This is a genomic window from Paraburkholderia sp. SARCC-3016 (genome assembly GCF_031119615.1).
GTDB lineage: Bacteria > Pseudomonadota > Gammaproteobacteria > Burkholderiales > Burkholderiaceae > Paraburkholderia.
Window position 1 is genome coordinate 22,237 of the sequence record NZ_JAVHZD010000017.1, and the last position, 14,050, is coordinate 36,286.

The 14,050-nt window shown below is 63.2% G+C and carries 14 protein-coding genes; 6 read left to right on the top strand and 8 right to left on the bottom strand.

Annotated features, from left to right (window positions below; translation table 11 throughout):
* Positions 1-34: 34 nt before the first annotated feature.
* Positions 35-667, bottom strand: a complete 633-nt coding sequence (locus QYH69_RS18065; protein WP_308833207.1) for a septal ring lytic transglycosylase RlpA family protein — start codon at positions 665-667, stop codon at positions 35-37.
* A gap of 707 nt (positions 668-1,374) precedes the next feature.
* Between QYH69_RS18065 and QYH69_RS18070 the strand changes: the two genes are divergently transcribed.
* The 3 genes from QYH69_RS18070 to QYH69_RS18080 all read left to right on the top strand — a co-directional run bounded on the left by QYH69_RS18070 (position 1,375) and on the right by QYH69_RS18080 (position 3,195).
* Positions 1,375-2,019, top strand: a complete 645-nt coding sequence (locus tag QYH69_RS18070) for an MBL fold metallo-hydrolase (RefSeq protein WP_308833208.1) — start codon at positions 1,375-1,377, stop codon at positions 2,017-2,019.
* On the top strand, positions 2,016-2,633 hold the full coding sequence (locus tag QYH69_RS18075) for an exonuclease (protein WP_308833209.1): 618 nt from the start codon (positions 2,016-2,018) through the stop codon (positions 2,631-2,633). Before QYH69_RS18070 ends, QYH69_RS18075 begins: the two co-directional genes overlap by 4 nt.
* Before the next feature lie 103 nt (positions 2,634-2,736).
* Positions 2,737-3,195, top strand: a complete 459-nt coding sequence (locus tag QYH69_RS18080) for an Lrp/AsnC family transcriptional regulator (RefSeq protein ID WP_075155524.1) — start codon at positions 2,737-2,739, stop codon at positions 3,193-3,195.
* Positions 3,196-3,324: 129 nt separating this feature from the next.
* Here the strand turns inward: QYH69_RS18080 and QYH69_RS18085 are convergent, their stop codons facing one another.
* The 3 genes from QYH69_RS18085 to QYH69_RS18095 form a co-directional block, all read right to left on the bottom strand.
* Positions 3,325-4,533 carry a cation diffusion facilitator family transporter gene (locus QYH69_RS18085; protein WP_308833210.1) on the bottom strand — a complete coding sequence of 403 codons (1,209 nt, stop codon included), beginning with the start codon at positions 4,531-4,533 and terminating at the stop codon, positions 3,325-3,327.
* Positions 4,534-4,894: 361 nt separating this feature from the next.
* Positions 4,895-5,197 (bottom strand): H-NS family nucleoid-associated regulatory protein, encoded by a 303-nt coding sequence (locus tag QYH69_RS18090; RefSeq protein ID WP_075155522.1) that lies wholly within the window; start codon positions 5,195-5,197, stop codon positions 4,895-4,897.
* A gap of 358 nt (positions 5,198-5,555) precedes the next feature.
* Positions 5,556-6,221, bottom strand: a complete 666-nt coding sequence (locus tag QYH69_RS18095) for a pyridoxamine 5'-phosphate oxidase family protein (RefSeq protein ID WP_308833211.1) — start codon at positions 6,219-6,221, stop codon at positions 5,556-5,558.
* A gap of 228 nt (positions 6,222-6,449) precedes the next feature.
* Here QYH69_RS18095 and QYH69_RS18100 point away from each other — a divergent pair, with 228 nt between their 5' ends.
* Complete coding sequence (locus QYH69_RS18100) at positions 6,450-7,634, top strand: MFS transporter (protein WP_374992447.1); 1,185 nt, start codon at positions 6,450-6,452, stop codon at positions 7,632-7,634.
* Between the two features lie 163 nt (positions 7,635-7,797).
* Here the strand turns inward: QYH69_RS18100 and QYH69_RS18105 are convergent, their stop codons facing one another.
* Positions 7,798-8,943: a branched-chain amino acid ABC transporter substrate-binding protein gene (locus QYH69_RS18105; RefSeq protein WP_075155519.1), complete on the bottom strand. Its 1,146-nt coding sequence runs from the start codon at positions 8,941-8,943 to the stop codon at positions 7,798-7,800.
* A 628-nt stretch (positions 8,944-9,571) separates the two neighbouring features.
* On the opposite strand from QYH69_RS18105, the gene QYH69_RS18110 reads away from it, so the two are divergent.
* Entirely contained in the window at positions 9,572-10,270 is a 699-nt protein-coding gene (locus QYH69_RS18110) for a dienelactone hydrolase family protein (RefSeq protein WP_308833213.1), read from the top strand.
* Positions 10,271-10,342: 72 nt separating this feature from the next.
* On the top strand, positions 10,343-11,848 hold the full coding sequence (locus QYH69_RS18115) for an amidase (RefSeq protein ID WP_308833214.1): 1,506 nt from the start codon (positions 10,343-10,345) through the stop codon (positions 11,846-11,848).
* Positions 11,849-11,876: 28 nt separating this feature from the next.
* Here the strand turns inward: QYH69_RS18115 and QYH69_RS18120 are convergent, their stop codons facing one another.
* The 3 genes from QYH69_RS18120 to QYH69_RS18130 form a co-directional block, all read right to left on the bottom strand.
* On the bottom strand, positions 11,877-12,050 hold the full coding sequence (locus QYH69_RS18120) for a hypothetical protein (protein WP_308833215.1): 174 nt from the start codon (positions 12,048-12,050) through the stop codon (positions 11,877-11,879).
* Between the two features lie 165 nt (positions 12,051-12,215).
* Entirely contained in the window at positions 12,216-12,527 is a 312-nt protein-coding gene (locus tag QYH69_RS18125; RefSeq protein WP_308833216.1) for a high-potential iron-sulfur protein, read from the bottom strand.
* Between the two features lie 250 nt (positions 12,528-12,777).
* Positions 12,778-13,884: an NAD(P)/FAD-dependent oxidoreductase gene (locus tag QYH69_RS18130; RefSeq protein ID WP_308833217.1), complete on the bottom strand. Its 1,107-nt coding sequence runs from the start codon at positions 13,882-13,884 to the stop codon at positions 12,778-12,780.
* Between the last annotated feature and the right edge of the window lie 166 nt (positions 13,885-14,050).

Genomic DNA, 14,050 nt, shown 5'->3' on the forward strand with positions numbered 1-14,050 from the left:
CGCTCAACCAAGGCGTGAGCGCGAAGACCGTCGCTTACTTCTCGACGCTTGGATTGCCGTTCGCGGCGAGCAGTTCTGCCTGCTCGACCTTGGCCTCGCTCTGCGTCAGACCCGCGATCTGCACACGCGCGGTGCCCGCGTGCTGCAAATGCAGCATCCGCGCCGCGGCAAAAGACAAATCGATCACGCGCCCGCGCACATACGGTCCGCGATCGTTGATCCGGACCACGACCGAATCGTTCGTGGCCGGATTCGTCACGCGCACGTACGAGCCGAGCGGCAGCGTGCGGTGCGCGGCCGTCAGCGCGTTCATATTGAAGCGTTCGCCATTCGCGGTGCGGCGGCCATGAAACAGCTTGCCGTACCACGATGCGCGACCCGTCTGGCGGAAGTTCCGTACATCGGGGCCGTCATCGGTCAGCGCGGACGCGTCGGCGAGCTTGCCCTCAGGGCTCGAAGCGGAGTTCGAATCCGCATCCGAAGCGGGCGCCGGCACGTTGCTGGCAGAACCATAAGCTTGCGGGGCCACGGCGGTCGCATTCTGCGTCGCTTTGGTACTGAGCGGCGCGCTGCCGACCTGATCCCCCGAGCCCGGCGGCATCGCACAGCCCGCCAGGATCGAAAAGGCAAAAAGACCCCCAATACGTCGGGTTAGCCGAGTTTTCATAAGACAAACGATGTTACAAAAGGCGAGCCACATCACGCGATTGACGGCGTGTTGTACTGTGGCCCGGGCGGCAAAGACGAGACCGCGCGCCGCGCCAATGGCACGGAACAATCAAGCCCGTACACGGCCCATTCAGGCCGCTACCGCACGGTTAGCTTTCACGTCTGACACAACCTGTCCCCGCAGGCTTTGGCCAGACCCCACACGCCGCCATCGAACATGGCTACACGTTCTTGCACCCGGACAGCGGTACGTAGGAACGGCGGCGTAGGCCCCATCCAGCGTCACGGCAGCAAGGCCGTAGCAGGCGCATCGCGCCTGGCTGGACAAGACGTGTGCATCGAAGGTTTCGATGCTCGGATTTGCCGTCTGACAACAACGGCACTTACTTGAAGGCAACGTTCATTCCGCTTTCTGACGACCATACTGCAGACGTCGAAACCGGGATTTGGTCAACCGGTGAAGGTGCGATCTTCCGCACGCAATGGGCGCATTATACCCAAAACGAAATCAAGGGTAGCGCAAGCGCACTAATCTTTACAGAATCTTTACCGTCCTTGTAAGAATGCCCGATCGCGCGAGCGCACGGCGGCTGCTCAGCGTCGGTCCGTTACGGCGGCCGATTTCAAATGGCAAGGCGCTGCGCGGCCCAAAGCAGGCCCCGGTACAATCGATTTTTTGCTCTCTGCCACGCACCCGGCGCCTTCATGAAAGTCACTCTTATTCCGGTCACGCCGTTCCGGCAGAACTGCTCACTGCTCGTTTGCGAAGCGACCGGGCGCGCCGCCCTCGTCGATCCGGGCGGCGATCTCGAGGTCATTCAGCGCGAGGTTGCGCGTCAGAACGTCAGTGTCGAAAAGGTTTTGTTGACGCACGGTCATGTCGACCACTGCGCCGGCGCAAAAACACTGGCGTCGCATTACGGCGTGCCGATCGAAGGCCCGCATCCGGACGAGCGGTTCTGGCTGGAGCAGTTGCCCGAGCAGAGCGTGCGCTTCGGCTTCCCGGCCGCCGCAGCATTCGAGCCGGACCGCTGGCTGCGCGATGGCGACTCCGCGCAGGTCGGCGCGCAGACGCTCGAGGTCTATCACTGCCCCGGGCACACGCCTGGCCACGTCGTGTTTTTCAGCCGCGCGCATCGTTTCGCGCTGGTCGGCGACGTGCTGTTTGCGGGTTCGATCGGCCGCACCGATTTTCCGCGCGGCAATCACGACGACCTCGTGAATTCGATCCGCGGCAAGCTCTGGCCGCTCGGCGACGACGTCACGTTCGTGCCCGGCCACGGCGCCACTTCGACGTTCGGCGACGAGCGCCGCACGAATCCCTATGTTGCCGACGGAGTCGGTGTATGAACGATGAGATCTATGTGAGCACCGACGTCGAAGCGGACGGCCCGATTCCGGGACCGCATTCGATGCTGAGCTTTGCGTCCGCCGCATACACAGCGGACAAGCAACTGATCGCCACCTTCTCGGCGAACCTCGAAGTGCTCGAAGGCTCGGCGCCGCACCCGGTGCAGGAAGCATGGTGGAAAACGCAGCCCGAAGCGTGGGAGGCGTGTCGCAAGGACTTGCGCCAGCCAGCCGAAGCGCTGGTCGCCTACGTCGAATGGGTCGAGGCGCTGCCCGGCAAGCCGGTGTTCGTCGCGATGCCCGCAGGCTTCGACTTCACCTTCATGTTCTGGTACATGATGCGGTTCGCGGGCCGCTGTCCTTTCTCGTGGTCCGCGCTCGATATCAAGACGCTCGCGTTCGCGATGACCGGCCTGCCGTATCGAAAGTGCATCAAACCGCGGCTGCCGAAGCACTGGTTCGACGACCTGCCGCATACGCACGTCGCGCTCGACGACGCAATCGAGCAGGGCGCGCTCTTCTGCAACATGCTGGCGGAACTGCGCGAAGCGCGCTCCGTGGCGGCGCTCGACGCCAATGATGGGGACGGCTCAGGACGAAACGCCGCCGACTAACCCGCAAATTAGACAATACGCCTCACAAACCGGCGTTTCGATTGCGTTTCGTTTTCGCGACCTCTACCATGACGGAATACGGCGACGCCAACGGAGGCCGCAGTTGACACTCGATACGTTCTCGCAAAAGATCCTGCGCCTCTTGCAACTGGACGCTCGCCGTTCCGTGCAGGAAATCTCCGACCAGGTGGGTTTGTCCAGCACGCCGTGCTGGCGCCGCATCAAGGATATGGAGCAGTCGGGCATCATTCAGCGCTATACGGCTTTGCTCGACCGGGAAAAACTCGGGCTGCACGTCTGCGCGCTCGCGCATATCCATCTGACGCGCCATACCGAAGGCGGCGTGGAACAGTTCGAACGGGAAATCGCCACGTGCCCCGAAGTGACCGAGTGCTACAGCACGACCGGCGAATCGGACTACATCCTCAAGATCGTCGCGCCCGATATCAAGGCCTACGACACGTTTCTGCACGAACGCATCTTCAAGATTCCGGCCGTCGCGCAGGTTCGTACGAGTGTCGTACTGCGCGAAATCAAGTTCGATACGCAATTGCCGCTTTGAGAATCGCTGCTTCGAGTCGCGACCGAGCGTAGCGTCGCCGGGTCGGGCAAACGCCGCGCGATTCGCGCGATGCGTCGGCCCCGTTCGCGCCCGGTCGGATGGCGTCGTGCGATCTGCCGCGGTTCGCCGCTATCGTTCGATTTCGCGTCGTGCATCGTTTGCGGCAGCATCTGCCACAGGTAAATCCAGCGCGCGTCGCGCATCGACCGTGCGCGCACCGAGCTTGCGTTGCAGATCGGTGAGATCGATGCGCGCGAGGCGGTGCGCCTCGTCTTCATGCGCGTCACCGGTCGACGCAGGCGCCAACGTCACCTCGACATCGAGCCCTGTACTCAGATAGTGAAGGTTCACCGCAACCGCTTTCAAACCGTGTTCGGCAAACGCCGTCTCGACTTGCTCCACGACGCGCTCGCGCGGCGGCAATCCGGTGGGAGGCTGCGCGACGGCGTCGTTTTCCGGATCGACGTGAATCAGCGCATCGAGCACGCGGTTGTCGGTCAGCACGCGTGCGCGCGCCGACTCCGCGATGAAGTGCCCCTCGGACACGGAAATAAACGGATCGACGAGAATATGCGCATCGACGAGTGCGAGGTCGCCCATCTTGCGCGTACGCAGCTGATGCACATCGCGCACACCGGGCGTCGATAACAGCAACGCGCGCACCTCCGCCGCGGCCGGCTCGTCGAGCGCGCGGTCGGACAGGTCCTGAAGCGCATCCCAGCCGAACGACCAGCCCATCCGCGCAACCATGAAGCCGACGATTGCCGCCGCGATCGGATCGAGCAGACGCACGCCGAACAGGCTACCCACGATGCCGAGCGCTACAACGAGCGACGATGCAGCGTCCGAGCGCGCATGCCATGCATTCGCGATCAGCATCGCCGAGCGCACGCGCTGCGCTTCGTGCAGCATGTAACGAAAGAGGCCTTCCTTCGACACCAGCACGACGACCGCGACGACGAGCGCGCTCAGGTGCACGGGTGGAATGTCCTGCAGATCGGTGAGCCGCACGCCGGCGCGCCACAGCATGCCGACGCCGACCGCGATCAGCAGGCCGCCGAGAAAAAGCGACGCGACCGTTTCGTAGCGGCTGTGGCCGTAGTTGTGATCGGCATCCGGCTCTGCGGCGCTATGGCGGTTTGCGAACAGTACGACGAAATCGGAAATCAGATCGGCCAGCGAATGGACGCCGTCGGCGATCAACGCCTGCGAATGGGCAAACACGCCAATCGCAATTTGTGCGGTCATCAATACGGTATTGAGCACGATGCTGGCGAACGTGCTCTTGCGCGCGACCTGTTGTTTCTCCGCGGGAGAGAGGGTAGTGCTCGGCGACATACGAATAGGGCAGGATTCAACCCTTTCATTCTACGCGCCGGCTCGTTCCGCGTCAGTTAAGCCGACAAAAAAATGCTTTTGAATCAGGCGGTTATCTAAACGCGAAGCATTCGTGTCACGATACGCGACGAGCATGGCGCGCGCCGTCTCCACGGCCGAACGCTTTGACAATTACTCCATTTGGATTCGGTTAATACGCGCGTGCAAACTGGCTCGTGCAAACCGGATGGGCAAAGAGATCCGTCAAAGGCGCTCGAACCGCGTGCTCATACTGCACGCGCAAACAAAAACCGCGCCTCGTTCCAACAGCGCGGTTTTGTTGTTCGCGTACCCGACAATTCGGTTACGCAAAGTTTGGCGATTATTTCTGGATCAGAAATTTTTCGCGATCCTGGCCGGCGATCCAACGCGGCGGTTTGCCGCGGCCCGACCATGTATTGCCGCTATCAGGATCGCGATACTTCGGCGCGACGCCCGTGCGCACACGCCCGGCTTTCGCATTCTTCGCACCTCGGCCGCCGCCGAGTTCCGCGAGCGTAATGCCGTAGTCGGACATTTTCTGCTTGATTTCGTTCAGCACTTCGGCATATTCACGCGCCTTCGCCTCTTCGATCTGCTTTTCAAGCTTCTCGCGCTGCGCGAGGAGTTCCTTGTAGGAAGACATAGGTTCCCTTGTCATTTGGAAAATGGACTGGCCGGTCTCGAGCCGATTTAGTCCTTTGAAGGTGATCATGCCTCGGAATTTGCAAGCGAGATTAACACAAAATACAAAGCCGCGAATAGGTGTGCGCCCAAATTATTAATTGCCATTTCCTAAATTTTCAACGAAGTGACGAAAGTAGCTCGGGCAACACCGCAGATTGACTGTTATTTTGTCAGAAAAGTTGCGTCCCAAATGAATAGATTCTGATTTTAACTGTCGAAAAATGAAACGTATTCGACCATACGGCAGGAAATCATTTCATTTTGTGAAAACTTTCCGCGAACAATCAGATCGTTTAAGCATTGCGCCGTAAATCTTCTTAACCGCCGAGGATCGCCTCAGTACAAGCCATGAATGCCGCATCAAGCGTTGCGAGTTCGGTCGCCGGAGACTCGAACGGGTGGCGCGTGCGCGCGCCGTTGATTCGAAAGTCCGCGCCGTAGCGGTCGACGCCAAGCAATGCCACGTCACTCGTGCGACGAGGATGCGCGTCGAAGCGCTCGAGCAGCGCTGCTTCTTCGTCCAATGCGAGCGGTTCGAGCGGGTCGAGTTCGCCGCCGTCTAGCCAGCCCATCATGCCGAAGCCGCCTATATAGCGGAGCCGCTCGATCGACATCGCCCAGAACGCGAAATCGCCTAGCGCGAGGTAGCGTTCGGCATCCGGTTGATAGCGCAGATAGCGGCGCACGAAGAGCGCGGATGCGTCGATCGGCTCGAACGTCCCGAGCAGGGTCACGCGTTGTGCATCGAGCACATTGCCATCCGGCGCATCGGCAACAAGAAAGCCCGCGCGCGCGTCGCCTTCGAGGTTGCGCGTATGCTCGGCAAGACGGCTCACGAGAATGGTCGGTCGATGGCGCGCATCGGGCGCGAAAGGCAGGATGGTCGGATACGGAAAGCCCTGCGGCTGACGCGAATGCGTAGCCAGCGTGCCGACCGCGACACGATGCAGCAAATCGAGCGGAGCGTGAGCGGGAATTTTCAAGGCAACCTCGGATTTTCCTCAAGCATTCGTACGCGCATACCGCGTACGAATAGCGGCTGATACGCGGTCCTCGCGCGAAACGATGTAGACAACCGATCGATATATTAGTGCGGCGATGTGTCAGCGCGGTACGGCTCGCTTCGCTAGAATCGGGACTTTGCTTTCACCGCGCTTTCCCTCCCTTCTACGACGAGACCACCTGTGTCCGACCGACCGCCCGACATCGCGATGCTTCCCGCCGCGCATCGCGATCTGCCCGTGGCCACGCGCAACCGCGCGCGCTACGCGACGATGGCCCTGTTCTTTATCGCCGGCATGATGTACGGCACGTGGGGGATTCATGTGCCCACGGTGCGCGACCGCTTTGATCTGAACCCGGCGTTGCTGTCGCTCGCGCTTTTCGCGGTGGCGGGCGGCTCGATTGCCGCAATGACGGCGAACGGTCCGTGGATCGCCCGCGCCGGCACGCGCCGCGCGTGCCTCGCCGGCGGCCTGACAATGTCGGTCTGCGCTGCGCTGATGCTGCTCGTCCCCGCGTACTGGATGCTGCTCGTCGTGCTCGCCTGCTTCGGCGCCGGCATGGCGACGCTCGATGTTGCGATGAACGCCGAAGCGAGCGCGGTCGAACAGGCGCTCGGCCGTCCGATCATGTCGGCGCTGCACGGCATGTTCAGCGTCGGCGGCATGGCGGGCGCGGCGGCCGGCGGCGCACTGCTCGCGCACGGCATGACGTCGGTCGTCCATATGCTGTTCGCGGCCGCGGTGAGCGCCGCCGTGCTGCTCGTGGCGTGCCCGTCCGTGCTGCCGCACGTGCCGCATGAGGAGCATCCGGATGCACACACCCCGCGTGCGAACCGCTGGCGCTCGCCGGCGCTCTGGGCGCTCGGCATCGTCGCGCTGATCGCATTGATCGCGGAAGGCGCGATGTACGACTGGGCGACTATCTATATGCGCGACGTCGTCGTCGCCACGCCGGCTGTCGCGAGTGCCGCGTACGCGGCGTTTTCCGGCGGCATGGCCGCGGCGCGCTTTGCCGGCGATGCGGTGCGCGCACGGTTCGGCGCGCCGCAACTCGTGATGGCAAGTGCGTCGCTCGCGTGCGTCGGGATGATCGGCGCCTTGCTGCTGCCGCATACGATCACCGCGATGACAGGCTTCACGCTGATGGGACTCGGCCTCGCCAACATGATGCCGGTGCTGTTCGCGGCAGCGGCTCGCGTCAAGGGCATTCACGCGGCCGAAGGACTGGCGCACGTCGCGGGCCTCGCCTACTTCGGCTTGCTGCTCGGGCCGGTGATTATCGGCGGCGTGGCGCAGGCGACCAACCTCACGATCGGTCTTTCAGTCGTCGCGATCTGCGCCGCGCTGATTGCGTTTGCGGGACCGAAGGTGCTGCGGCGCCTCGGTATCTGACGGCGTTGCCCGCCATGTCGCCACCGCGCGCGCGCGGCTCAACAAAAAAGGCACGCGAGCCGGAAGCCGCGTGCCTTGCATACGCCGTTCGCGCAAACGAACTGACGGTTTGACAGATGACGAACCTGCGCAAGCAGATCCGTCATCCGTCTTGTCTCTGCTCTTACATCTTGACGACGTCGAGCAGCGTCTTCTTACCGGACTTGTAGTTGTACAGCGAGATCACGCCGTGCTTGAGGTCGCCCTTCGAGTCGAACGTGGTTTCACCGATCACACCCTTGTAGTCGGTGTTCGGCATCGCGGCGAGGATCTTGGCCGGATCGGTCGAGTTCGCACGCTTCATCGCGTCGACGATGATGTACACGGCGTCATACGTGAACGGCGCATAGATCTGGATCGGCTGGCCGAAACGCTTCTCGTACTTCGCTTCGAATGCCTTGCCGCCTTCCATCTTCTCGAGCGCCATGCCCGCTTCCGAGCACACGATGTTGTCGGTCGCGTCGCCGGCGAGGTCGGCCAGCTTGTCGGTACACACGCCGTCGCCGGCCAGCACCTTCGCACGCAGGCCGAGCTGCTTCGCCTGCTTGGCGAACGGGCCGCCCGTGGCGTCCATGCCGCCGTACATGATCGCGTCGGGGTTCTCACCCTTGATCTTCGTCAGAATCGCGCGGAAATCGACAGCCTTGTCGTTCGTGGCGTCGTGCGACATCACGTTCAGGCCGAGCGACTTCGCCGTCTTCTCGAATTCGTTTGCGAGGCCCTGACCGTAAGCGGTCGAGTCGTCGACGATCGCGACGCTCTTCACCTTCAGGCCCTTCGCTGCATAGTTCGCGAGTGCCGGGCCTTGCTGCGCATCGGTCGCGACCACGCGGTACGTGGTCTTGAAGCCTTGCTGCGTGTAGGCCGGGTTCGTCGACGACGGCGAGATCTGCACGATGCCCGCGTCGCTATAAATTTTCGAAGCCGGGATCGACGTGCCGGAGTTCAGGTGACCCACCACGGCGACGACCTTGTCGTCGACGAGCTTCTGCGCAACCTGCGTGGCCGTACGCGGGTCGGCCGCGTCGTCTTGCGCATCGAGCACCAGCGTGATCTTCTGGCCGCCGATCGTGAGCCCCTTCGCGTTGATTTCCTCGACCGCGAGGCGAGCGCCGTTCTCGTTGTCCTTGCCCAGGTGTGCAATGCCGCCCGTCAACGGAGCGACGTGGCCGATCTTGACGGTCTGGTCCGCCACCGCGCCCGTCGCCAACGTCGCAAACAGCATCGCCGCAGCGCTAATCGGCAACAGCTTTTGAATCTTGATGTTCATGTAAGTCTCCAGTTTCGGTCCCAAATCAACGTAATCGCCCTTGTGCCCCGCGTCCTTCACGTGTCGCTCAAATCCCGTGGACGACTGCGCCGGATGCATCGTTATGCACTTGGCAAGCACGTCAACCAGCCTGTTTGTGGCAGGTGGTCTTCGTACCAGCGCGCAAGTGTAGGCCATCAAATTAATTTGTGGGGTTTTTTTGAGTAAGTGGGATCACTACCAATAGCGTTTATCCCACATCGTCGCCGACGCGCCGCTTTAGTCGCCGCCCAAACGCCTGCCGGCACGCGGTTTCGACTGGCTTTTCTAAAGATGCGCTTCAAAACGCCGTTAATAGACAATCGCCGCAACGTTGCCTGAACCGATGCCGGGGCGCTGCGCCGATGCGCTTAGACACACTCCGAAGCATTTGGCGATTCGTGACCAAAAACAGTGTCGTCTGTCATCCGATAATCGATAACCGGTGCTGTTTCAATCCGCTTACGGGAAAACCCGCTTTACGCGCGCCATTGCCGGCGCGGCTTTAACGGTGCCGCGCTGCCACGCTGCAGTGCGCCTCTTTTGGTGGCAAACTGGGCGCCGTTTTCGGCCAGGTTTTTGGCCCACCGCTTCGTAGAGGAGAATGAACGTGAGCGTCACTTCCCGTTGGATCGATATCCCCGCCGGCTCCGACAGTTTCGGCGCCTTTCTGGCGTTGCCCAAGAGCGGCAAAGGGCCTGCCGTCATCATCATTCAGGAAATCTTCGGCGTGAACGGCCATATTCGCGCCGTCACCGAACAATATGCGCAGGACGGCTACGTCGCCATCGCGCCGGACATTTTCTGGCGCACGCAGCCGCGCGTCGAATTGACCTACGCCGGCGCCGATCGCGACAAGGGTATCGAACTGCTGCAAAAGACGAACGTCGACCTCGCCGTTGCCGACATCGGCGCGACCGCAGCTGCGCTGCGCGCGATGCCCGAAGTGACGGGCAAGGTTGCGGCGATCGGCTACTGCTTCGGCGGCCGGCTCGCGTATCTGGCGGCCGCGCAGGGCACCGTGGACGCCGCGGTTGCGTACTACGGCGGCGGCATCCAGAACCAGCTCGAACTCGCGCCGAAGATCAAGGTGCCGATGCAGTTCCACTATGGCGAACTCGACTCGGGCATTCCGATGTCGGCAGTCGGTGAAGTGAAAGAGCGCTTCGCCGGGCGCGACGACGTGGAATTCCATATCTACCCGAACGCCGATCACGGTTTCAACTGCACCGATCGCGCAAGCTATCACCAGCATTCGGCGGCGCTTGCGCATGGCCGCACGCTTACGTTCCTCGGCGAACGTCTGTAAACACCCTCCTTCCGCTAAGCTTGTCGTCGCGGCGCGCACCACGCGCGCCGCTCATCGGGAGACGATCGAGCCGTGCAATCCGACTATCTTGCCCACGACGCAATCGGCCTTGCCGAGCTCGTCAGAAAACGCGAAGTCAGCGCGCGTGAGCTGATCGACGCCGCGATTGCACGCGCCGAAGCCACGAACCCCGCGATCAATGCGATCGTGCTGAAGGACTACGATGCGGCGCGCCGCCGCGCATCGCGCGAACGCGCCGATGGCGGCAGTCCCGATCACCTCGGCGCGGGACCGCTCGCGGGCGTTCCCTATCTGATCAAAGACCTGTTCTCGCCGGTAGCCGGGCTGCGCATGTCGCTCGGCAGCCGCCATTACCGGCACTTCGTGCCCGCCGAAGATGCGCCGCTGATTGCACGTACGCGCGCGGCCGGCCTCAATATCTTCGGCAAGACGAACACGCCCGAGATCGGGCTGATGCCTTATACGGAGCCCGAACTGTTCGGCCCGTGCCGCAATCCGTGGAGCCTCGATCACACGCCGGGCGGCTCGAGCGGCGGCGCGGCCGCGGCGGTCGCCGCCGGCATCGTGCCGCTCGCGCATGCAAGCGACGGCGGCGGCTCGATCCGCATTCCGGCATCGTGCTGCGGGCTGTTCGGGCTCAAGCCGTCGCGCGGCCGGCAACCGCTGGCGGGCGAACCGTCGCCCGGCGATATGGGCGTCGAGCACGCCGTCTCGCGCAGTGTGCGCGACAGCGCGTTGCTGCTCGATCTGACATCGGGCCGTGCCGATGTGCCGCCCGGCGCGCCGGGCACCTTTCTCGGCGCGCTGGCCGAACCGCACGGCAAGCCGCTGCATATCGCCTACGTGACGGACCCGATGTTCGCGCACACGCTATCGGCCGATGCGCGCGCCGCGCTCGACGATGCCGCGCAGCTCGCGCAGTCGCTCGGACACCGGATCGAACCGGTCTCGCTCGGCATCGACTTCAGCACCGTGCGCAGCGCGTTTCTCGCGATGTATTCCGTCAGCGCCGAGGCCGTTGTGTTCAACGCCGATCGCATCACCGGACGCAAACCGGTGCGCGACGAATTCGAAGTCTCGACGTGGACCATGGCGCACATCGGCCGCAAGTTCGGCGAACGCCTGTTGCCGGACGCGCTCGAAGAACAGCGCAAGCTGACCGCGAAGCTCACCGATCTGCTGAACCGCTTCGACGTGCTGCTGTGCGCGACGCTAGCGGCGGCGCCGATCAAGATCGGCGAAATGCAGCCGACGGCAATCGAACGAATGCAGATGCGCGTGGTGACCACGCTGCGCATCGAAGCGCTGATGAAACGGCTGCTGGCCGAGGCGGCCGACAAAGCGTTCGCATGGGCCGGGTGCACGGAAATCTTCAATATGACGGGGCAACCCGCGATGTCGGTGCCGCTTTACTGGAATGCGCGTGGACTGCCGATCGGCACGCAGTTCGCGACGCGCAGCGGCGGCGAAGCGACCTTGTTCCGGCTGGCCGCCCAACTCGAAGCGGCGCGCCCGTGGTTCAACCGGCGCCCGGCGCTGATGCCGGCCAGCGAGTAGCGCGCGGCGCAACCGCTCGCGTATGGCGTCACGCCGGCTTGCGCATCGCGTCGAGATCCGCGTGACGTCCCGCCGGCACGCACGCGATCGACACGATCGCGATACCGCTCGCGCGCGTTGCCGATGACAGCGGCTTCGACCGCGCGCGTTGTGCGTTCGCAATGCGGCCGCGATCCGAGTCTTTCCAGCCTGCACGTTTCAAACGTGGACTCGAGTGTACGAGCGCCTCATGTGTCTTCAGGCAAAAAAAACGTCCGTCGCGCGGTTCGCAACGGACGTTTTTCGAGCATCGGACGGTGACCCGGTAACCGGGCCGCACGCGCCGAATGCGGCGCTTGCGGCATGAACCGCATTGCTGCGCCGGCGCTCAGGCCTTCTTGTTGTATGCGCTGCACCAGCCTTTCGCGGCGACCTGCTTGCCGGCGAACATCGGGCAGGGCGCGAACGCATCGGTCGGTTTGCCCTGGTAGAAGCTGCAGTTGCCGCAGTCTTCGCCGGCCGTGTATTTCGCGTACTTGGCCTTGTCGACTTGCGTCGCATCGAGCTTGTAGCCAAGCGCCTGGGCAGTCGGGTCGCTTTCGGCGACCTTTGGTGCGTCGGCCAGCGCCTCGCGCGACAACGCGAGCGCCGACACGGCGCCGATACTCGTGATCAGAAACGTACGACGGGATGATTTCATGGGGACTTGCTCCGTTTATGTCTTGATCCTGATTGGTCCGCCGTTCTGTCGACAGCGGTCCCCAAGCATAACAATGAAGCCGGCGCGCGGGCGGCTTCGATGCCGGTCATAAGCGAATTGACAGCGGAGATTGCACGACGCGGAGCACGCCGCGCCGGGTACGGTGAGCGCCGCACGCAGCGTCATCCGAGGAGCACGGCCCCGCGCCCCGGTGCCTGCGACAGATGGACGCAGGCGCCGCGCCGCCTTGCTACGCGCGTCCCAGCAGTTCGCAGACGCGTTGCGCGATTGCGAGGGACGCCGTGAGCCCCGGCGACTCTATGCCGAACAGATTCACGAGGCCGCGCACGCCGTGCGCCGCCGCGCCCTGAATGAGGAAATCGGCAGCCGGCTCGCCGGGTCCGGACAGCTTCGGCCGGATGCCCGCATACGCGGGCTGCAAGGCGTGATCGGGCAGCGCCGGCCAGTACGCGCGAATCGCCGCGTAAAAGGAATCGGCGCGGCGCGGGTCGACGTCGTAGTTGATCGAATCGACCCATTCGACGTCCGGGCCGAAACGCGCCTGCCCACCGAGGTCGATGGTCAGATGCACGCCGAGTCCCGCTTCGTTCGGCATCGGATAGATGAGCCGGCTAAATGGCGCGCGCCCCGACATGCTGAAGTAGTTCCCGCGCGCGAAATAAAGCGGCGGTACATAACGTGGATTCAGGCCGCGAATCTTCCGCGCAAGCGCATTGGCATGGAGGCCCGCGCTGTTGATCACGCAGGCCGCGCCTATTGTCGTCGGCGCGGCGCCGCCGACCGTCACGACAAAGCGCCCGCTCGATGCTTCGATTGATTCGACCGGCGCATGAAATGCGATCACGGCGCCGTCGCGTTCCGCATCGCCCTGAAACGCGAGCATCAACTGATGGCTATCGACGATGCCTGTTTGCGGCGAGAACACGGCATCGACGCATTCGAGCGCGGGCTCGAGTTCCTGCGCTTCCGCACCGCTGATGCGCATGAGGTCGAGCACGCCATTTTCGCGGCCGCGCGTAAGGATGCTTTCGAGCTGCGGAATCTGGTTGCGCGCAGTCGCGACGACAAGCTTGCCGCAGCGCTGATGCGGCACGCCGCGCGCCGCACAGTATTCGTACAGCAGTTCGCGGCCGCGTACGCACAGCGCCGCCTTCTGCGAGCCGCGCGGATAGTAGATGCCCGCGTGAATGACCTCGCTATTGCGCGAGCTCGTTCCGACACCGATCGCCTCGGCCGCTTCGAGCACGATCACCTCGCGGCCACGCGCAGCGAGCGCGCGCGCCACGGCGAGACCGATCGCGCCGGCGCCGATCACCACACATTCGATTTGATCCATATTCGTATTGACGCAGCCAGTCATGCACCGCGTTTTGCCTCGTCCACCCGGTGAAGATGAAGATCGCGTACGGTCACGGCAAATTGTACGACGCCCCAGAGACGCAAAAGCCCGAAGCCGGAAACGGCTGCGGGCATGGCGATCTTCAACGCTCAACCACAACACC